General features: G+C 58.4%; 20 protein-coding genes. 7 read left to right on the top strand and 13 right to left on the bottom strand.

Annotation, left to right across the window (positions count from 1 at the left end; translation table 11 throughout):
* The first annotated feature begins 11 nt into the window (after positions 1–11).
* Positions 12–938, top strand: a complete 927-nt coding sequence (locus GRPL_RS09580) for a LysR family transcriptional regulator (protein ID WP_032696083.1) — start codon at positions 12–14, stop codon at positions 936–938.
* Here GRPL_RS09580 and mdcH read toward each other — a convergent pair.
* From mdcH to GRPL_RS09530, 10 genes are all read right to left on the bottom strand, one after another.
* Positions 928–1,830 carry a malonate decarboxylase subunit epsilon gene (gene mdcH, locus GRPL_RS09575; protein ID WP_032699719.1) on the bottom strand — a complete coding sequence of 301 codons (903 nt, stop codon included), beginning with the start codon at positions 1,828–1,830 and terminating at the stop codon, positions 928–930. The genes GRPL_RS09580 and mdcH overlap by 11 nt on opposite strands.
* The gene (locus GRPL_RS09570; RefSeq protein WP_032687480.1) at positions 1,827–2,447 is read right to left on the bottom strand and encodes a malonate decarboxylase holo-ACP synthase; all 621 of its coding nucleotides are present in this window, start codon (positions 2,445–2,447) and stop codon (positions 1,827–1,829) included. The genes mdcH and GRPL_RS09570 overlap by 4 nt, the downstream gene beginning before the upstream one ends.
* Before the next feature lies 1 nt (position 2,448).
* Entirely contained in the window at positions 2,449–3,408 is a 960-nt protein-coding gene (locus GRPL_RS09565; RefSeq protein ID WP_032687481.1) for an AEC family transporter, read from the bottom strand.
* 269 nt (positions 3,409–3,677) lie between these two features.
* The gene (mdcE, locus tag GRPL_RS09560; RefSeq protein WP_032687505.1) at positions 3,678–4,478 is read right to left on the bottom strand and encodes a biotin-independent malonate decarboxylase subunit gamma; all 801 of its coding nucleotides are present in this window, start codon (positions 4,476–4,478) and stop codon (positions 3,678–3,680) included.
* Positions 4,478–5,311: a biotin-independent malonate decarboxylase subunit beta gene (locus GRPL_RS09555; protein WP_032699720.1), complete on the bottom strand. Its 834-nt coding sequence runs from the start codon at positions 5,309–5,311 to the stop codon at positions 4,478–4,480. The genes mdcE and GRPL_RS09555 overlap by 1 nt, the downstream gene beginning before the upstream one ends.
* The gene (mdcC, locus tag GRPL_RS09550) at positions 5,304–5,603 is read right to left on the bottom strand and encodes a malonate decarboxylase acyl carrier protein (RefSeq protein WP_032696086.1); all 300 of its coding nucleotides are present in this window, start codon (positions 5,601–5,603) and stop codon (positions 5,304–5,306) included. Before mdcC ends, GRPL_RS09555 begins: the two co-directional genes overlap by 8 nt.
* A 10-nt stretch (positions 5,604–5,613) precedes the next feature.
* The gene (locus GRPL_RS09545; protein ID WP_032699722.1) at positions 5,614–6,474 is read right to left on the bottom strand and encodes a triphosphoribosyl-dephospho-CoA synthase; all 861 of its coding nucleotides are present in this window, start codon (positions 6,472–6,474) and stop codon (positions 5,614–5,616) included.
* Positions 6,474–8,129 (bottom strand): malonate decarboxylase subunit alpha, encoded by a 1,656-nt coding sequence (gene mdcA / locus GRPL_RS09540; protein WP_032699724.1) that lies wholly within the window; start codon positions 8,127–8,129, stop codon positions 6,474–6,476. Before mdcA ends, GRPL_RS09545 begins: the two co-directional genes overlap by 1 nt.
* Positions 8,130–8,424: 295 nt before the next feature.
* Complete coding sequence (locus GRPL_RS09535) at positions 8,425–9,231, bottom strand: alpha/beta fold hydrolase (protein WP_032696089.1); 807 nt, start codon at positions 9,229–9,231, stop codon at positions 8,425–8,427.
* 85 nt (positions 9,232–9,316) lie between these two features.
* Entirely contained in the window at positions 9,317–10,348 is a 1,032-nt protein-coding gene (locus GRPL_RS09530) for an AI-2E family transporter (protein WP_032687489.1), read from the bottom strand.
* Between the two features lie 354 nt (positions 10,349–10,702).
* Here GRPL_RS09530 and GRPL_RS28665 point away from each other — a divergent pair, with 354 nt between their 5' ends.
* The 4 genes from GRPL_RS28665 to GRPL_RS09515 all read left to right on the top strand — a co-directional run bounded on the left by GRPL_RS28665 (position 10,703) and on the right by GRPL_RS09515 (position 13,839).
* Positions 10,703–10,783, top strand: a complete 81-nt coding sequence (locus GRPL_RS28665; protein ID WP_463732742.1) for a hypothetical protein — start codon at positions 10,703–10,705, stop codon at positions 10,781–10,783.
* Positions 10,784–10,898: 115 nt separating this feature from the next.
* Positions 10,899–11,261, top strand: a complete 363-nt coding sequence (gene mdtJ / locus GRPL_RS09525; RefSeq protein WP_032687490.1) for a multidrug/spermidine efflux SMR transporter subunit MdtJ — start codon at positions 10,899–10,901, stop codon at positions 11,259–11,261.
* Positions 11,248–11,577 carry a multidrug/spermidine efflux SMR transporter subunit MdtI gene (gene mdtI, locus GRPL_RS09520; RefSeq protein WP_004862469.1) on the top strand — a complete coding sequence of 110 codons (330 nt, stop codon included), beginning with the start codon at positions 11,248–11,250 and terminating at the stop codon, positions 11,575–11,577. Before mdtJ ends, mdtI begins: the two co-directional genes overlap by 14 nt.
* Before the next feature lie 105 nt (positions 11,578–11,682).
* A complete protein-coding gene (locus GRPL_RS09515) occupies positions 11,683–13,839 on the top strand; it encodes a putative bifunctional diguanylate cyclase/phosphodiesterase (RefSeq protein ID WP_032699726.1) in 2,157 nt (718 codons plus the stop codon).
* A 4-nt stretch (positions 13,840–13,843) separates the two neighbouring features.
* Here the strand turns inward: GRPL_RS09515 and GRPL_RS09510 are convergent, their stop codons facing one another.
* Positions 13,844–14,656 (bottom strand): trypsin-like serine peptidase, encoded by an 813-nt coding sequence (locus tag GRPL_RS09510; protein ID WP_032687493.1) that lies wholly within the window; start codon positions 14,654–14,656, stop codon positions 13,844–13,846.
* A 660-nt stretch (positions 14,657–15,316) separates the two neighbouring features.
* Positions 15,317–16,234 (bottom strand): LysR substrate-binding domain-containing protein, encoded by a 918-nt coding sequence (locus GRPL_RS09505; protein WP_032699728.1) that lies wholly within the window; start codon positions 16,232–16,234, stop codon positions 15,317–15,319.
* 118 nt (positions 16,235–16,352) lie between these two features.
* Between GRPL_RS09505 and GRPL_RS09500 the strand changes: the two genes are divergently transcribed.
* Both GRPL_RS09500 and GRPL_RS27800 read left to right on the top strand, forming a co-directional pair.
* Positions 16,353–16,961 (top strand): LysE family translocator, encoded by a 609-nt coding sequence (locus tag GRPL_RS09500; protein ID WP_032696092.1) that lies wholly within the window; start codon positions 16,353–16,355, stop codon positions 16,959–16,961.
* 33 nt (positions 16,962–16,994) lie between these two features.
* The gene (locus GRPL_RS27800; RefSeq protein WP_155274633.1) at positions 16,995–17,153 is read left to right on the top strand and encodes a hypothetical protein; all 159 of its coding nucleotides are present in this window, start codon (positions 16,995–16,997) and stop codon (positions 17,151–17,153) included.
* On the opposite strand, the gene ydgU is transcribed toward GRPL_RS27800, so the two are convergent.
* A complete protein-coding gene (gene ydgU, locus GRPL_RS28670) occupies positions 17,147–17,230 on the bottom strand; it encodes a small membrane protein YdgU (protein WP_099130682.1) in 84 nt (27 codons plus the stop codon). The two genes, GRPL_RS27800 and ydgU, sit on opposite strands and share 7 nt — an antisense overlap.
* Positions 17,231–17,317 lie beyond the last annotated feature (87 nt).

The raw sequence follows: 17,317 nt of genomic DNA on the forward strand, positions 1-17,317 counted from the left end.
GGGCGCAAACGATGAAAGACGACATTAATCAGGAGATAACCTTCCGCAAACTGTCGATATTTATGATGTTTATGGTTAAGGGAAATATTGCCAGAACCGCCGAAGCCATGGAGCTCAGCGGAGTGAGCGTTCATCGGGCGCTGCATACCCTTGAAGAGGGGGTGGGCTGCTCGCTGTTTGTGCATAAGGGGCGAAATTTACTGCCGCTACCGGCGGCCTGGACGCTGCTGGAGTACTGCCAGGACGTCACCAGCCTAATGACCCGCGGGCTGGAAGCGACGCGCAAGGTGGCCGGCGTTGGCCAGGGACGTCTGCGCATGGGTACGCTCTACTCGCTGACTCTTGAGACGGTGCCGCGAATTATTATGGGGATGAAGCTACGACGGCCCGAACTGGAGCTCGATTTGACCATGGGATCCAACCAGATGCTGCTGGATATGCTGGAAGACGATGCCCTTGACGCCATTCTGATTGCGACCAATGAAGGGGAGTTCAGCAATTCTGCTTTTGATGTGGTACCGCTGTTTGAAGACGATATTTTCCTCGCCGCACCGGCGACGGAAAAACTCGATACCGTACTGCCTGCCGACCTGCGCGATTATGCCGACCGCAAATTTGTCTCGCTGGCCGAAGGATTTGCCACCTATGCCGGGTTCCAGGAAGCCTTTCAGGTGGCGGCATTCGAACCCGAAATTGTGACCCGGGTGAACGATATCTTCTCAATGATTAGCCTGGTACAGGCCGGCGTCGGTTTTGCGCTGCTGCCAGGGCGCATGAAGAAAGTGTATGAAAATGATGTGCAGCTGTTAAAGCTGGCGGAACCCTACCAGATGCGCCAGCTGATCTCTATCGTCTATGCCCACCATCGTGAACGTGACGCCGATCTGCTGGCGCTGGCGGCAGAAGGGCGAATGTACGCCCGGAGCCTTAACCGTTAAGCCGCTGTGCCAGATGACGGGCGACCTCCACGCCGCTGCTCTCAAGCGCAAGACTCTCTCCCTGCCAGCCCGCCTGACGGGTGAGGCAGGTCAGTACACCGCCGGGCGGCATCTCTATCGCCAGTCGGGCATCGCGCTCCTGGGCGGCGACGACAGCATCCTGCCAGCGCACCGTCCGCGCCATATTCATCGCCAGATCGTCGGCGATCCGCTGCGGATCCCACAGCACCCGCGCGCTAGAACCGCTCAAATAAGCGCAGCGCGGGCGCTGCAAAGACGCGGGGGTGAACGCCTGCGCCAGCGCTGCCGCCGGGGCGTCCAGCAGCGCGCAGTGCGATGGAACGCTGACCGCCAGCCGCTGTGCTTTAGTGGCGCCGATGGCCAGCGCTTTCTGCGCTACGCGCGCCATCGCTTCATCGGTACCGGCAATGACAATCTGCGTGTCGGCATTGAGGTTAGCGATGTAGGTCTCTCCCTCGATCAGCAGGGCCTCCACCCGATCCCGCGTCAGCCCCATAATCGCGGTCAGGCCGTAACCGTGCGGATAGGCCTGTTCCATTAAATCGCCGCGTAGCGCCACCAGGCGCAGTGCGCTGGCGAAATCTAACGCCCCGGCGATAACTGCGGCAGGAAAGGCGCCGATCGACAACCCGCTGACGATATCCGGCTGGACACCCAGGCGCTGGAGTTCCCGTGCCCAGGCGACGCCGGTGATGAGCAGGCACAGCTGCACCGCCCGGGTGTGGCTGAGCGCCTCGACGCTATCTAAGGTGACGAGCTCCTCGCCGAGTACGCTGCGGGCCTCGGCGAGGATCGCCTCACGGTTGGGGATGACGCCGAGCATACCCGGACGCTGGTTTCCCTGACCGGGAAAGGTAAAGAGAATTTTCATGCTTCCTCCCTGTGCCAGGGCGTGTGGGTCAGGCGCGCGCCCCGGGACGTTTTCAGCAATACGCGGCCATCGCGCAGCCATTCATTCAACGCAAAGGCGCCGAATGGCGTTTCAATCTGGGTGTCGGCCCGACACGGCAGCTTCGCAACCTGCGCCTGCCACTGCCGTAGCTCTTCTTCGCTCAGCGGCATAGGGGCGCGGATCAGCAAATCGAGATCGCTGTCGGCGTGCAGAACGGGAATTTCGCTGGCCAGCGCATAGCCGGTGCTGCCGGTGATGCCCCATAGCCACGGCCACGCAAAGGTCGTCAGTAAAATAGCCGCCTGAACCGGCGGCTGGGAAACAAACGGCGAGTGCAGCAGACGTTCACGTTCGGTAAGCGCTTCCGGCGTCACCACGCGGGAAACCGCCTCTGCCTTCACCCATCCGGCGGCGCGCTGTTCGCGCTTCATGCCGCGCACGCCCACCGCAATATCATGGTTTTCATTTACATCGCGCCGCACTACCACCGGCAAACCGGGGTGCCACTGGGTTGCCACCCACGCCTCCTCAACGGTCAGTAAGGCGTTGGCGTTGTTCAGCCACAGTAAATCGTGCGGGCGCGGAGTAAAGGTCATATCAGAGTCCGGAAGTCAGAGTAATAAACAGCGGTAACGACAGGATACACAGAACGGAGCTCAACAGCAGCACGGCTTCGGCATCCGGCGACTGGACGCCAAAGCGGTTGCCGAACACCACGCCGAAGAAACCGGCAGACAGGGCAATCATCAGGATAGCGGTGATCGCCACCGAACCGTGCAGACCGAAGGCCAGAACGATGCCCCAGGCGATAAACGGCTGGATGAGCAGTTTGGCAATGGTGGCGATACCGACCATTGCGTTCAGCTTCAGCTTGCGGGCAGAGAGGATCACCCCGGTCAGGAACAGTGCGGCCGCGGTGGCAGACAGGCCCAGCGGTTTGATCGCCGCCAGCAGCAGGTCCGGCATGGTGATGCCGATAGCCGAGAGGATCACGCCGAGCAGTGGGCCCATGACGATCGGTTTTTTCAGCGAGCGCCACATCAGCACCGGCAGCATTGCCAGGGTAGAACCGCTGTTTTCACCGGCGGCGCGCGCTTTTTCACGCTCGAGGATCAGCAGGCAGAACGGGGTCATCAGTACCGAACCGCAGGCAATGGACACCGCCACGGACAGCGAGGTGGCCGGGCTCTCGCCCAGCACGCTGCCGAGAATGGGCAGGCCGAGTGCGGCATAGTTTGGCAGCGCCACGGTGAGGGTCAGTACCGCCGCGTCCTGCGGTGATTTTTTAAAGACGCCGGTGGCCAGGAAGTAGATTGCCGCATAGGTCACCCACATGGCGCCGGTCAGCACCACTATCAGCGGGGACTGCGCGACGATTCCCGCCCACGGCGTCTGTACGGTGGCGCTGAACAGCGCGGCGGGCAGGGCAAAGTCCATCACAAAGATATTCAGCAGCGACACATTTTTGTTGTCGACCATTTTGGCCTTGCCGGCCCAGAAGCCCAGCAGCATGATGAGAAAAATCGGCGCCAGGGCATGAACAATTACATAAGTCATAGAGTAATCACCTGTAGATAAAAAAAGAAATACGCGTCGTCCTTCAAGCTGCCTCTGCGCTGGCTGGCTTCCCGGCCCCCGGTCGCTGACTCCAGCAAACTCATGGGGATTGACTCCGTTGCCGCCTTGAGGCTGCGTGAATGATTGAGCGTATTGGGCTCATTGCGATGTTTTTGATTTTCTAAAAGCAGCGAGCCGTGGGCGCTATGCTGCGCCCGACGGTAGCCGCTTTCGGCAGGTCTTTTTTTACGTACTTCTGATGTTGCTCGTTACCAGCTGGCGCGCATTCGTTCGCGGACCAGGGTAGAGCTCCGGCGATTTTCCGCGCCGAGACGGTTTTTCAGCGTTGGGTCTTTGCGCGCATCGGAAATGGCCTTTTGCACGGTAATCTCCACCAGCGCCAGGTCAGCATCCGACGGGGCATCCGGATTGCTGAGATTGAGCAGGTCGGAGAGCAGACCGAGCGTCGCGTAGTTGCTGACGTCGTAGGCCATGGGGGGAATGGTCGCCGCCAGTTTTTCCAGCGCCTCGACGGTGCGCAGAGTGATACGTGCGGCGGACGCTTTGCCCATCGCATGCACCAGCACGCCCTGGTCGTTGATGGCAATCAGGCGGTTGGCCTGGTAGCCGTGCGCCAGAAACGCTCCGGACATCGCCTTGCCGACAATCAGGCCAATCACCGGATGGCCCGCCAGGCGCGCTTTCGCATAAGCGCCCGCGGCACCGGCCAGCGCCTGGTGGATACCGAACGCCTCTTCGCGGCGGCCATAGGCCTGGCTTGGGACGTCGATGATCGCCACAATCGGGCGTTTCACCTCGCTGTTGGCGTCGGCTGCGAGGGTTTCATTGACCACTTTCGCCAGCGTCCAGCCTTCCAGCAGACCCACTTCGCCTTGGGCGGCGCGCGGGTAGTGGTTGTTGGCATCCGGCACCACGGCGATGAAGCGCACGCTTTCGCCATTCAGCTGTCCGTCGGCGACTTGTACGGAGGCGCACAGGCCGTGCATGCGCGGCGCGTTCGGCGCCAGTTTTTCCAGCCATACGGCCCCACGGCTATTGGACTGAGTCATCATTTCACCTCCCGGGCAAAAAGCTGTTTGATCTGCGCGGTATCCGCCTGCTGGCGGGTATCGAAGTGGGTCAGGCGGGCCAGGTAATCCGCATATTTATCGCTGCGGTTTTGTGCCGGGACGCCCCTGGCAATGGCCTCATTCATCGCTGATTTCACTGCGTTGATGCCGTCGCCGACCAACGCATCGACCAGCCCGCTTGCATAACGGATTTCGCCGCCGGTCATGCTCCAGATAAACGGGCGATCGCGAGAGTCGTATTCGTCAATGCCGGCTTCCTGCTCGATGACCTGCGGGCCGTTGAGGCCCAGACGCGCCTCGCGGGTGACAATCAGATAGCTGCACAGCGCGGCGGCGATGGACATCCCGCCGAAACAGCCGACGGTGCCGGCGATAATGCCGACCACCGGGGTGTAGCGACGCAGGTCGACAATCGCCGCATGAATGTCGGCGATGGCGGCGAGACCGAGGTTGGCCTCCTGCAGACGCACGCCGCCGGTTTCCAGGCACAGTACCGCCAGCGTCGGGATGCCGTTGCGGTTATCTTCTGCCGCCAGCTCCAGCGCCGCCGCCATTTTCGCGCCGGAGACTTCGCCCATACTGCCGCCCTGGAAGGTACCTTCGATGGCGATCGCCACCGCGGACTGGCCGTTGATGGTGCCGCGAGCGACCACCATGCCATCGTCAGACTGCGGCACGACGCCCTGCGGCGCGAGCCACGGCGACATCATGCCGGCGAACGGATCGAGCAGTTCGCGGTAGCTGCCTTCATCCAGCAGCGTCCGGGCGCGTTCACGGGCGCGTAATTCAATAAAGCTGCGGTCGTTACGCATGGGAAACCTCCTCAAAAACCTGTTCGATGCGAATGCGCGCCACGCCCGGCGTCGCGCCGAAATCGTGAATAATCAGCGTGCCGGCCGGCAGGCCGTTGATCAGATTCAGACGGTCAAACAGCGCGTTCCAGCGGTGAGTGCTGTTGTCCACGGAGGTGGTGATATCGATGTTGAGCGTGTCGCCGACTGCCGCGGTGAACAGCACTTCCATATCACCGGAGCCAACGACGCCTGCCAGGGCTTGACCGCTGAAGGTGCGGCTGGCAGGAAATGACAATGTAATGTGTTCCATAACATCCTCTTTAAATTGAGCAAGACGCGGGCTGGCTGACCCTGTCGAGAAACAGCGTGGCGGCGAGCAAATCGGCGGCGCCGCCGGGCGAAGCGTTGAGGGTGAGCAGCTGCGTGTCGAGTTCGGCGAGCGCTTTGCTGCCCTGTACCGTGGCGCTGCCGCCGGCACTCAGCACGGCGCGTGCGCCGGCCTGCATCGCGTTGAGGCCGGCCATTCCGGCGCGTGAAAGAACGCAGGTATCGCTGAGCGAGGTCATGACTGCCATCAGCGCGTCAATACGAGCCGCGTTTTCATCCGCGCCCTGGGCGCGGCTGCGCAAGAGCTGGGGCAGAGCCAGTTTCATCACATGCGGGAACCCCTGCTGCGCCTCTTCACGCGCGCCCGGTACCCGGTAGCGGTGCGTCGCCTTCAGGCCTTTGCTGAAGACCTTCGGCGCGGCGCTGTCCGGCAGCCGGGCGAGCAGGGCGGCGGTGTCCGCGATCCGCTGCGCGCTGGCGTTGACGCTTAACATCGCGCTTGCGCTCACCAGTAACCCCAGCGCCCAAATCGCGCCGCGGTGGGTATTCACGCCGTCGGTGGCCGCCATCATCTGCCGTTCGCCTTCGCGTCCTAAACGGCCAACGGTTTCGCGCAGGGCGATGTCGGCCGGGCGCAGCCAGCTGTGCTGGGCCAGTTGCAGAAACGTCGGGGTCAGGCTGTGCGCCGAGCGCTCCATCAGATCTAACGACAGGTCGTGATGGGCGCCGTTTCCCCGGCTGTCCACCAGACCCGGCTTCGGGCTTAATCGCGCTTCGTCGATCAGGCAGTCGCGGGCGATCAACGCCAGCTTCTCGGTCTGTAGCCCGGCATGAGTCTGTGACAGGAGTTTCATTACCAGCTCCGGAATTTGGCAGGTGGGTTGTAAAGACCGTCGGACCATTCGACCAGGTCGGCAACGCTGCCGGCGGCGAGCAGGGAACGGGTCGCATCGCTGCGGCGAATACCGATATCTTCCGGATAGACCACTTTGCCGCTATGGCGTAGTTCGGCGACGCGTCTGGCATCGACGCCCAGACCGATGTCGGTGATGCCGGCGACTGCGGCTACCATCGCCCGCCGCTCTTCGAGGCTTTCCGCCCGGTAGAGATAGGCGATACCCTCTTCGGTCAGCACGTGGGTGACGTCATCGCCGTAGATCATCACCGGGGCCAAAGGCATGCCGGAGGCTTTCGCCACCTCTACCGCATCAAGTTTTTCCACAAAGGTCGGCTTCACGCCGGCCTGGAAGGTTTCGACCATCTGCACCACCAGCTTTTTGCCGCGTTGCATCGGATCCGGTTCGGTGATCATGTTCAGCCAGGCCGGGGTCGCATGGCGGCGACCGTGCGGGTCATGCCCCATATTCGGCGCGCCGCCGAATCCGGAAAGCCGGCCGCGGGTGACGGTAGAGGAGTTGGCAAGGCCATCAACCTGTAGGGTGGAGCCGATAAACATATCGACCGCGTACTGACCCGCCAGCTGGCAGAAGGCGCGATTAGAACGCATAGAGCCATCGGCGCCGGTAAAGAAAATGTCCGGACGGGCGCGGATGTACTCTTCCATTCCCAGTTCGCCGCCAAAACAGTGGACGCTTTCCACCCAGCCGCTTTCAATGGCCGGGATGAGCGTCGGATGCGGGTTAAGCGTCCAGTGCTGACAGATTTTGCCTCTCAGCCCCAGCTGTTCACCATAGGTCGGGAGCAGCAGCTCAATGGCGGCGGTGTTAAAGCCGATCCCGTGGTTGAGAGACTGCACCTGATGTTCCGCGTAGATGCCTTTAATCGCCATCATCGCCATCAGAATATGTTCTTGCTTAATCAGGCGTGGGTCGCGGGTAAAGAGAGGTTCAATAAAGAACGGCTTGTCGGCCACCACCACGTAGTCTATCCACGAGCCGGGGATATCGACGCGCGGGAGATCGCACTCGTCGTCAACCAGTTCGTTAACCTGGGCGATAACGATCCCGTCGTGGAAGGCGGCGGCTTCGACCAGCGCCGGGGTATCTTCGGTGCTGGGCCCGGTGTAAAGGTTGCCTTTGCGGTCGGCTTTATACCCGGCGATCAGCGCGACGTTGGGTGACAGGTCGACATACAGGCGAGAGTAAAGCTCGATATAGGTGTGAATCGCGCCAATTTCCAGCAGACCATCTTCCAGCAGCTGCGAAATCCGCAGGCTTTGGGTACCGGAGAACGAGAAGTCAAGCTTACGGGCAATCCCTTTTTCAAAGAGATCCAGATGTTCGCTGCGCCCGACGCTGGGCATGATCATATGCAGGTCGTGGATAGTTTGCGGGTTCACTTCCGCCAACATGCGGGAGAGAAAATCGGCCTGTTTCTGGTTATTGCCCTCCAGTACGACGCGGTCGCCCGGTGCCAGCAGATGTTCCAGCGCATCGACCAGCTGGTCGGTGGGGATAACCTTACCGGAGACGTTCGCGGCGGCCAGTCGCCGCTGCTTTTCCGTACGGCGACGGTTCCAGACGCGCCCCGGCGTTTGTTCGGCATTCATTATTAACCTCCTGATTCGACAGATCGTTTTGATTGTCCTGGTGTGGAAGTTAGTGTGCGACGCGCCGGGCAGCGCATCAATTAAGCCCACTAAAGGATTGTTAGCCTGAGAGTAATAATTGTAAGAGCAATTATGTGACGGCGATCGAAGCGGACGTTCGCTGTGTCGGCTACAGGGGGGCCGGAAGGAGAGGAATAAAGGGGGGGTATATCCAGCCTCCCCGGCGGTCGGAGAGTTCCGTTTTAACGGGGTTTGCGGCGTAAACGCCGGGGCCTGAACCGAGACAGGGCGCTGCTTAATCGTCCTGCACTCTGAGCAAAAACTTAAGCACCTCGGCATTAAAAAGCCCTGGCTGCTGTAACGGCGCGAAATGACTCACCCCGGGCAGAATCGTCAGCGTGGCGTTCGGGAGCGTGGCGGCCAGATAGATGGCATGTTCGGGTTTGATAAACTCGTCATGCTCACCCAGGACCACGTTGACCGGCACCTTGATTTTTTTCAGATCGTTGGCAGAGTAATTGGGTTGGGTGCTCATCATTTCCGTTACGGCTGCGACGAACTGGTCAAAGCCTGCAGGCGTGGGCGACAGCGCCATGTAGTCCTGTCGGTGGCGGGAAAAGCAGCGTTCTATCGTTGGGTCAGACTGAAATTCTTTCGTCCCGCTGGGATCCATATTGCAGGCAAAGAAAAGCACGCCGGTAGTCCGCTGCGGATGCCGGGCCGCAAAGATGAGTGCCGTGCAGGCTCCGTCGCTCCAGCCGATAAAGCGTGCCTTGTCCAGCGCCAGTTTGTTCATCACGGCCAGTACGTCCGACGCCATCCTCTCGTAGGTGTAGGGCCGTTGGTCACGTGTGCTGCGGCCATGACCGCGGCTGTCGATCAGCACCACGCGATAACCTTCCTCCACCAGCCTTACCGCCTGATAGCTCCAGTTACCCGAGTGGCCCAGTCCGCCGTGCAGTAAGATCACCGCAGGGCCATCGCCACAGACGGTATACCAGATGCGCGCCCCGTCATGTACCAGCCATCCTTGCTCGACAGCGGGGGGAAGAGGCGGGGTGCCAAATGTCAGAAACACCTTGAGGTCGGGATCGTTGGTCATGAGAAATCCGCAGGCAACAGAGTGTTTAAGCATAGACGAAGAGAAACCTGCCGCTGGCGGCATTGCGCCGCCGGCGTAACGAAGCCTATTTACTTAAATCGCTCAGCAGTATGGCAATACTGCGTCCGCCGGGACTCTCCTCAAGCGCGATTTTAACAATGATCGTCAAGGGGACGGAAAGCAGCATACCTACCGGTCCCAGCAGCCATCCCCAGAAAATCAACGACAGAAATACCACCAGCGTCGATAGCCCCAGACCGCGCCCCATGATCCGCGGCTCAAGAATATTCCCGAAGACCAGGTTAATCACCAGGTAGCCTGCCAGCACTACCAGCGCGTCATACAGTCCGCCGAACACCAGCACCTGCAAAATAGGCGGAATGGCGGCCAGGACCGAGCCAATATTCGGAATATAGTTGAGGGCAAAGGCCAGCAGCCCCCACATAAAGGCGAAGCGAACGTCCAGTAGCACCAGCATGCCCCAGACCACCATCCCGGTCACCAGACTGATGGCGGTTTTTAGCACCAGATAGTGAGAGACGCTGTCGATCGCGCGCTGTATGGCGCCCATACCTTCCACCGGTCTGGACATCAATTGTTGCAGCTTGGCCGGCAGCTGGGGCACTTCCAGCAGCATAAAGACCACCGTCAGCAGCAAGAGGAAGATTGAGGACATCGCGTTCGACAGCTGGGTAAGCAGGCTGGTCACCATCGTCATGACCGCGTTGGGGTCGATGTATTTATTCAACTCGACAACGGAAACGGTAAACCCAAATCGCTGTAGCCAGGGCGTCACGGTTTGCACCGGCTCGCTGAGCGAGGTGCGGTATTGCGGCAGCGTGCGCGCCAGTTCATTCAGCGAGGTACCTAATGAGGCCAGCAAAACCACCGCCAGCATGACAATCGCGCTGATTAACAACGAAATGGCCAGCACGCGCGGCACCCGGCAGCGCATCATCAGCCGGACCACCGGGTTAATTACCACGGCGAGGAACAGCGCAAGGATGAACGGGACGATAATATCCGCGGCGAAGCGGATACCGGTGAGAATGATGACCAGCATGCCCAGCATGATGACAATCTTTAATCCATTAAGCGTAATGATGGGTTTAGCCATGTGTGTCCCTGAAAAAATGATCGAATTTTCATCACAGTGTAGACCCGAATGCCGGGGTAAAATCAGCAAAAATTGCCTCGCTCAGGCAAGATGTCCGCCCTTGCTAAAACGTCTACGGTGGTGAAAACAAGCCGGTGGCGAAAATAAAATAGTAAAGCGTCATCATAATGGCGATTGACATCAGTAAAAGCTAATCAAAATCAAATGTCAGACGTAAAGAAGTGCAAAGACTTTGAGTATAATGTAGCATTATGGTACAAATTTACTGTGTATAACTACCGAGGACAATACTCATCCGCAATGACGAGAAGCAATACCGCGGATAATTGTAATTTTATGGACAATCAGTTCAGGATGTATATTTCGACTCACCCTGCAGTTTCCTTCCCTGGCTGCCGCTTTGCCGGCGAGCAACACTGGCGCTCCGCGCTTTAGTCCTTTCTCTCTGCCTGAGCTGGCGCACTGCGCACGGCTAAACAATCTTAGAATTTTTCCGGTTTACCTTCGCTGTAAGCCGCGGTGGATTATATTCTCTAGCAGGAGAAGGATTATGTTTTATTGGATATTATTAGCTTTAGCAATCGTTGCTGAAATTACCGGCACACTTTCTATGAAATGGGCCAGCGTCAGCGGTGGGCACACAGGCTTTATTTTAATGCTGGTGATGATTGCGCTTTCCTATATATTTCTGGCTTTTGCCGTTAAAAAAATCGCCCTCGGTGTGGCCTACGCCCTGTGGGAGGGTATCGGTATTTTACTGATCACGTTATTCAGCGTTCTGCTGTTTGATGAAGCGCTTTCGTTGGTCAAAATGGCGGGACTGGCGACGCTGGTGGCCGGGATCGTACTAATTAAATCCGGTACCCAAAAAACGCTGAAGCAGCCAACGGAGGCGGCCCATGCAACAGTTTGAGTGGATTCACGGCGCCTGGCTGGCGCTGGCCATCGTGCTGGAAATTGTCGCTAACGTCTTTTTGAAATTTTCAGACGGTTTTCGTCGTAAAGTATACGGCATACTGTCGCTGCTGGCGGTGCTGGGCGCCTTCAGCGCGCTCTCCCAGGCGGTGAAGGGAATTGACCTGTCGGTGGCCTATGCGCTGTGGGGCGGTTTCGGTATTGCCGCCACCATTGCGGCAGGATGGATTTTATTCGGCCAACGCTTAAATCATAAAGGCTGGATCGGCGTGATATTGCTGGTGACCGGAATGGTGCTGATTAAACTGGCGTAATGTGATGCCGCCTGCTTGCGCGGGCGGCAAAATTTGTTCTCTGTATTATTCTTTAAAAAAGAGTACTGGCGGCGCGTTTACCTTCAGCCGTGATGAGGACAAAGCATGGTTAATTTGCCTGGCTGGCGCAATCTTCCCTCGGCCAAAACGCTTTCGGTCATGATCTTCCTTGCCGGTATCGGCCTCATTGTTTCTGTTATTTCTTTAATCTATCTTTCCCAGCATCTGATTAGCATTAAAACCAATGAAATCGACAGGCATCGCTCCGTTCTTTCCGTGGATGGCGCGGTGCAAACATCGGTGAACCGCGTCCTGTCGCTGGTACTGGATAACTCGATTTGGGACGACGCGGTTAAACAAACCTACGCCCCCATGCTGAATGCCGGCTGGCTATATGACTCCTGGGGTTCGGGCTTCAAAATCAACAATCTTTACGACGGTACCTTCGTGCTCGATCAGCATTATCGCGTGCTGTGGGGGTCGTTTCGCAGCCAGGCCTTTAACGAAAACGACACGCGCTTTTTTGGCAGCGGCTTGCAATCACTCATCGCCCGGCATGCTGAAGCGTTGCGCAGCGGCAAAGGCGCCTACGCCGGTATTACCCGCACCCGTGAAGGCATTGCCTTTATTGGTATTGGACTGATTCGCCCGACGCTGGGGCGCTTACAGGTGCATGATGATACGCGTCGCTACCTGGTGGTCACCCGGCATATCAATGCCGGGATGCTGCAAAAACTGGGGGATACTTTTCAGATTAGCGGTCTGCATGAGACGCAGGGGAGCGGTGAGTACAGTATTCCGCTGCGTACCAATGCCGGGGAGATCATCGGCTATCTCAGCTGGCAGCCGCGTCTGCCCGGCGCGGAGGCGGCGGAGGCGGCGTCGAGCAGTATCCGACTTATCGCCCTGATGGCCGCCAGCCTGATCCTGCTGTTTATTCTCTTCAGCTGCCTCGGGCTGTACAAACTGTCCTGTGGAGAGACGCTGGCGCGCAAAATCGCGCTAACCGACTGGCTCAGCCAGTTGCCCAACCGCCGGGCGCTGATCGGGCGGTTGAATCAGGAGTGCGATAAGTCGCAGCATGAGACCCAGTGCGTGGTGTTTATTGATCTCGACGGGTTTAAGGATGTCAACGATAACTACGGGCATGATGTCGGCGACGCGCTAATTGCCCATATTGCGCGGGAGCTGCAGGAGCGGGTGCCGGGCGACGGCCTGCTGGCCCGCATGGGCGGTGATGAATTTGCCATGACCATCAGCGGGGAGCAGGCGGTGGATCACGCATCGGCCTTTGCGTGGGCGGTGCTGGAGATGCTGAAATCGCCGGTGAAGCTCAATGAGCGGAAAATTTACATCAGCGCCAGCATCGGCATTGCCAGCGGCACTCCCGCATCCTGTTCGAGCACCGAGCTGTTTCGCCGGGCCGATATTGCGATGTATCACTCGAAAAAATCAGGGAAAGGGCGCACCTCCTGGTATGACGAGACCCTCAACGATACCCGGCAATATCAGCTGAATATCGAAAACGGCATTCGCCAGGGGCTGGAAAACGATGAATTTGATGTCTGGTACCAGCCGATTGTTAACGCCGATACCCTGGTGATGGAGGGCGTCGAAGCGCTGCTGCGTTGGCCCCGCCGACCGGAAGGTCCGCTGTCGCCGGATGTCTTTATCGGCATCGCGGAAAGCAGCGGTCTGATCTATGCGCTGGGACAGTTTGCGCTCTATCGGGCCTGTTGCGATCTCCAGGCCATCGGGGAATTGATGCTGTCGGTGAATATCTCGCCCGCACAGTTTCGCGACCCGGAGTTTGAAACGCGCGTCGTGCAGGTGCTCGCCCGCTGCCATTTTCCGGCCCGCCGTTTGCAAATCGAGGTGACCGAGAGCTATGTGATGGAAAATCCAGCCCGCGCCCTTGCGGCCATTGAAAATTTGAAGGCGCTGGGAGCCGCGGTGGCGCTGGATGATTTCGGCATTGGCTATTCCAGCATCGGCTATCTGCGCAGTTTTCGCTTTGACACGCTTAAAATTGATAAATCGCTGGCCGGGCTGGTGGATGTGGATGCCCAGGCCGCGGAACTGGTTCGCGGGACCGTGCGTATCGCCGGAGCGCTGGGAATGACGGTGGTGGCCGAAGGGGTTGAGAATCAGCAGCAGCTGGCGCTGCTGCGGCGCGCGGGATGCGATCGGTTGCAGGGTTTTTACTTCAGCGAACCGATGCCGATTACGTCATTGCTACAGCTGCGCCAGCAGCAGGGCTGATGGTTTACTCGCTGGCCAGCGCCTCCAGCTTGTCACGAAAACCGGTCACCGAAATCGCCCGGTTATCCGCCCGCCAGCGATCTTTCGCACCGGGCGCTGAGCTCTGTACGGCAATGACCTGCCAGCCGGTATCGGTTTTCAACAGCAGCGGCGAACCGCTGTCGCCGGGGAGCGTATCGCACTGATGGGACAGCACCGTGGTCTGCGCCCAGCCGGTCACAATGCAGTCCTGATGGCTGTACAAATTATCCAGATGGTCTTCCGGGTAGCCGGACTGGGTGACTTTTCTCTCCGACACCTTCAGCGCGGCGGTGAGAGCGGCCTTATCGCCGCTGAACAGCGGGATCGGCGTGATTCCGCCCGGCGCGTAGCGTAAAACGATTAAGCCAAAGTCCCAGGGGGCGGCGGCCGAGGGGACAATCCAGCCGTCGCCATCGGCTTTGAGCCGTTTGCCCAGCGACGGGTCGACGCGACCTTCAATGCCGTGAATCTCATACACCCAGCCGCCCTTGCGCGAAATAAAGCGCAGCGCAACCGGTTTATCCGGCTTGCCTTTTGGCGGCGTCAGCAGACAGTGACCGGCGGTCAGCGCCAGATTCGGCGAAATGAGGGTAGCGGTACACAGATTGCCGCTGGCCGTTTCTAATTGGCCAATGGCATCCCAGGGTTCCTCCGCCGGATTGTTGACCGGTTTGCGATCGTCATGACCGAAAAAAAGCGTCTTGATATCTTTCGCACTCATGCTGTCATCATCAGCGTGAGCAAACGGGGACAACAAACAAAATGAACACAGCAATAACAGTACGTCTCTACGCATATCACTCTCTGGGGAGAAATTATGTTTCTACATTGCATCCTTTCGCACGCTTCACGCGGTGAAGGCGCCGGGATGATTTTGTGTATATTGACAGTAGCAGGAGATTTAAGTTTATGAAAGTTAAGAGTAATTTTAATTAAAGCCAACGGCGGACAAAATTACCTCAAAACGGCTCTTTTATGCGGAAGAATGAAGATAACTCAACCGGTTAGCGCGCATCTCTCCATAGCGTTATTTCCGCAGAAAGCGCTAGCGGAAGCAACATAAATCGGGTTACGGAAAGTACCAAATCAGACGAAAATTAAGCGACAGGGCCGCGCCGAGGGGCGGGAGTTTATTTCGTGGACAGCGACGATGAACAACAAAAAGTAAACATCGCCTCTGCGGAAAATGCACTTCTTTACATCATTCTCAGTTGTTTTCAATGTGAAACATTTTCTCACCGCAAATATTGTTATTCCTCTCTGCCGTTGAACAAACAGAGATGTTATCCCGGCGATGATATCAGCTAATTCTTATCTCCGGTTTCGGGAGGATGTATGTCTAAAAAAGGTATTCGTGCGTTAGTTTATGTTTCTCTCGCGTCGGTTTTCATCTGGGGCGCGGCGGGATATCTGGTGGTACAGGCTGTTCATGTCATGTAAACCGTCAGGGCCGCTGTCACTTTGGCGCCTGGCCCAGGCGGGTTATTCCGTCAGGGAACGGCGCCGGGATATGCTCGAGTAGAAATTGATACAGCAGGGCGACAGGCTGTGGATTAAGCGTCTTTTTTGGCCACACCAGGTAATAGCCCTCGCCGGTTGCAACGGCCTGCGGGAACGGCAGCGCCAGCAGGCCGCTGCGAATGGCTTCCAGACTCAAAAAGAGATCGCCCACCGAGACTCCGTGGCCGCTCATGGCGGCCATCGTGCCTTGTTCCAGACTATCAAAGACGATTCCCCGGTGTATTTCGGTCGGCGATAACGCTCCGGCATGCTGTAGCCAACGTCGCCAGTCCCGGCGATCGGTCGTCGGATGAATCAGCGGGCAGGCGGATAACCCCTGGCGAGCGGCCTCGACCATGGCCGGGGCGCAGATCGGAACCAGCCATTCGGCAAACAACAGCCGGTGACAGGTCTCTTCGCCGAAATGACCATCGCCGAGCAGAATCGCGCAATCATAAGGCTCACGGCTGAAGTCTACGCTGTCTCTGTCCATCCACACGCTGCTCATCTCTATTACCGGTCGCGGATGGTGTTGGCGAAAGCGCTGCAACACATCCAGCAGCCAGCGCATGGTTAATGTCGATGGCGATTTCAGCCGCAGTTTGCCCGCCTGATGCCGCAAGGTCTGGCAGGCGCTGTCGATGGCGGCAAAGTTTTCCGCCAGCGCGCTGGCGAGCTGCCTCCCGGCATCGGTGAGCTCCACTTTTGGCCCCTGACGGGTAAACAACCGGCAGTCAAACCAGGCCTCGAGCGTACTGATATGACGACTGATCGCCCCGGGGGTGACGTGCAGCGCGGCGGCGGCTTTGCTAAAGGAGCCAAGGCGGGCGGCGGTTTCAAAAGCGCGGAGGGCATACAGCGGCGGCATCGACATAGCGGTCAGCTTTTTATGTTGAGTTAAACTCACATTCAAACTCACCATTTGTCGTTTTTCAATCCTGAAATCTAAATAGAAAATGCGCTGACCTAAAAAAAGAGAGTGAGTCAGTATCATGAACTATGCATTGATGGCGGGATACAGCATGACGGTGCTGGCGCTGATTGCTACGCCGGGCCCGGTAGTGCTCCTGGTGACCGGCTGCGCCGCCAGAGACGGGACTTCATCAGCACTGCGTACGATGATGGGCAGCAATCTCGCGTCGTTGGTGCTGATGGCCGTTGCGGCGGCAATGTTGACCGGCGCCGTGGCGATCCATCCCGATATTCTGCTGCTGTTAGCGGCGCTGGGATCCCTCTATATTACGTGGCTGGCCCTGAGTATGCTGCGTGCGCCGCATATGGCGCCTGGCGCGGCGACCGCGCGAGGCGGCGTGTGGTCCGGATTTGTGACCGCCCTGAGTAATCCCAAGGACATTCTGTTCTTTGCCGCGTTTTTCCCGCAGTTTATCCACATTACCAGCGATGTCGGCCTGAGCCTTGGTCTGTTGAGCATCATCTGGGTGGCTATCGATCTTGGGGTGCTGTCGTGCTACATCCTCGCCATTCGACGCTGGCTGGCCCCGGCGCATACCCATCGCTTAACGACAATTGCCGCCTGTTTTTTGCTGATCCTTGGGGTGTATGGCGTGGGGATTCATGGCTGGCTGCTGGCGGTTCGTTAGTGCTTTCCCGCAACAGGAGGGGCAGCGGTCTGAGTGAGTGGCCTTGTGATCAAAACCAGCGCCTTGATGTGGTATTCAGCGCTCAATCCAGGCGGTACGGGAAGGGAGAGCAAGGTGGACGGCAAAAGCGTGGTGAGACGTCGGGCCGGAGAGTCGCCGCGCAGCGTGATGACGCGCCGTCTTATTCAGTAGAGGAAAAAGCGGGTCGCAATCAGCGCGCAGAGAATTAACAGGATCAGGATGAGCTCAAAACGATAGCGCCGCAGCATAAGTGCCCTCCAGAAAAAAACGGCGCTGAAACAGCGCCGGTTTATGATTAACCTGACTTCGCGGAAGAATTAAGCAGCCGGTTGTGC

Origin of the sequence: Klebsiella planticola ATCC 33531, assembly GCF_000735435.1 — a bacterium.
Taxonomy (GTDB): domain Bacteria; phylum Pseudomonadota; class Gammaproteobacteria; order Enterobacterales; family Enterobacteriaceae; genus Klebsiella; species Klebsiella planticola.

Bases quoted from the DNA above. Each gene is read 5' to 3' on its own strand.
- ydgU (WP_099130682.1), bottom strand. From the start codon at position 17,230: ATGCTGCGGCGCTATCGTTTTGAGCTCATCCTGATCCTGTTAATTCTC.
- GRPL_RS09530 (WP_032687489.1), bottom strand. From the start codon at position 10,348: ATGGCTAAACCCATCATTACGCTTAATGGATTAAAGATTGTCATCATG.
- GRPL_RS09510 (WP_032687493.1), bottom strand. From the start codon at position 14,656: ATGCGTAGAGACGTACTGTTATTGCTGTGTTCATTTTGTTTGTTGTCC.
- mdcH (WP_032699719.1), bottom strand. From the start codon at position 1,830: ATGAAAATTCTCTTTACCTTTCCCGGTCAGGGAAACCAGCGTCCGGGT.
- GRPL_RS09555 (WP_032699720.1), bottom strand. From the start codon at position 5,311: ATGCGTAACGACCGCAGCTTTATTGAATTACGCGCCCGTGAACGCGCC.
- GRPL_RS28665 (WP_463732742.1), top strand. From the start codon at position 10,703: ATGTATATTTCGACTCACCCTGCAGTTTCCTTCCCTGGCTGCCGCTTT.
- mdcC (WP_032696086.1), bottom strand. From the start codon at position 5,603: ATGGAACACATTACATTGTCATTTCCTGCCAGCCGCACCTTCAGCGGT.
- GRPL_RS09580 (WP_032696083.1), top strand. From the start codon at position 12: ATGAAAGACGACATTAATCAGGAGATAACCTTCCGCAAACTGTCGATA.
- GRPL_RS09535 (WP_032696089.1), bottom strand. From the start codon at position 9,231: ATGACCAACGATCCCGACCTCAAGGTGTTTCTGACATTTGGCACCCCG.
- mdcE (WP_032687505.1), bottom strand. From the start codon at position 4,478: ATGACTCAGTCCAATAGCCGTGGGGCCGTATGGCTGGAAAAACTGGCG.
- GRPL_RS09565 (WP_032687481.1), bottom strand. From the start codon at position 3,408: ATGACTTATGTAATTGTTCATGCCCTGGCGCCGATTTTTCTCATCATG.
- GRPL_RS09505 (WP_032699728.1), bottom strand. From the start codon at position 16,234: ATGTCGATGCCGCCGCTGTATGCCCTCCGCGCTTTTGAAACCGCCGCC.
- GRPL_RS09515 (WP_032699726.1), top strand. From the start codon at position 11,683: ATGGTTAATTTGCCTGGCTGGCGCAATCTTCCCTCGGCCAAAACGCTT.
- GRPL_RS09500 (WP_032696092.1), top strand. From the start codon at position 16,353: ATGAACTATGCATTGATGGCGGGATACAGCATGACGGTGCTGGCGCTG.
- mdtI (WP_004862469.1), top strand. From the start codon at position 11,248: ATGCAACAGTTTGAGTGGATTCACGGCGCCTGGCTGGCGCTGGCCATC.
- mdtJ (WP_032687490.1), top strand. From the start codon at position 10,899: ATGTTTTATTGGATATTATTAGCTTTAGCAATCGTTGCTGAAATTACC.
- mdcA (WP_032699724.1), bottom strand. From the start codon at position 8,129: ATGAATGCCGAACAAACGCCGGGGCGCGTCTGGAACCGTCGCCGTACG.
- GRPL_RS09570 (WP_032687480.1), bottom strand. From the start codon at position 2,447: ATGACCTTTACTCCGCGCCCGCACGATTTACTGTGGCTGAACAACGCC.
- GRPL_RS09545 (WP_032699722.1), bottom strand. From the start codon at position 6,474: ATGAAACTCCTGTCACAGACTCATGCCGGGCTACAGACCGAGAAGCTG.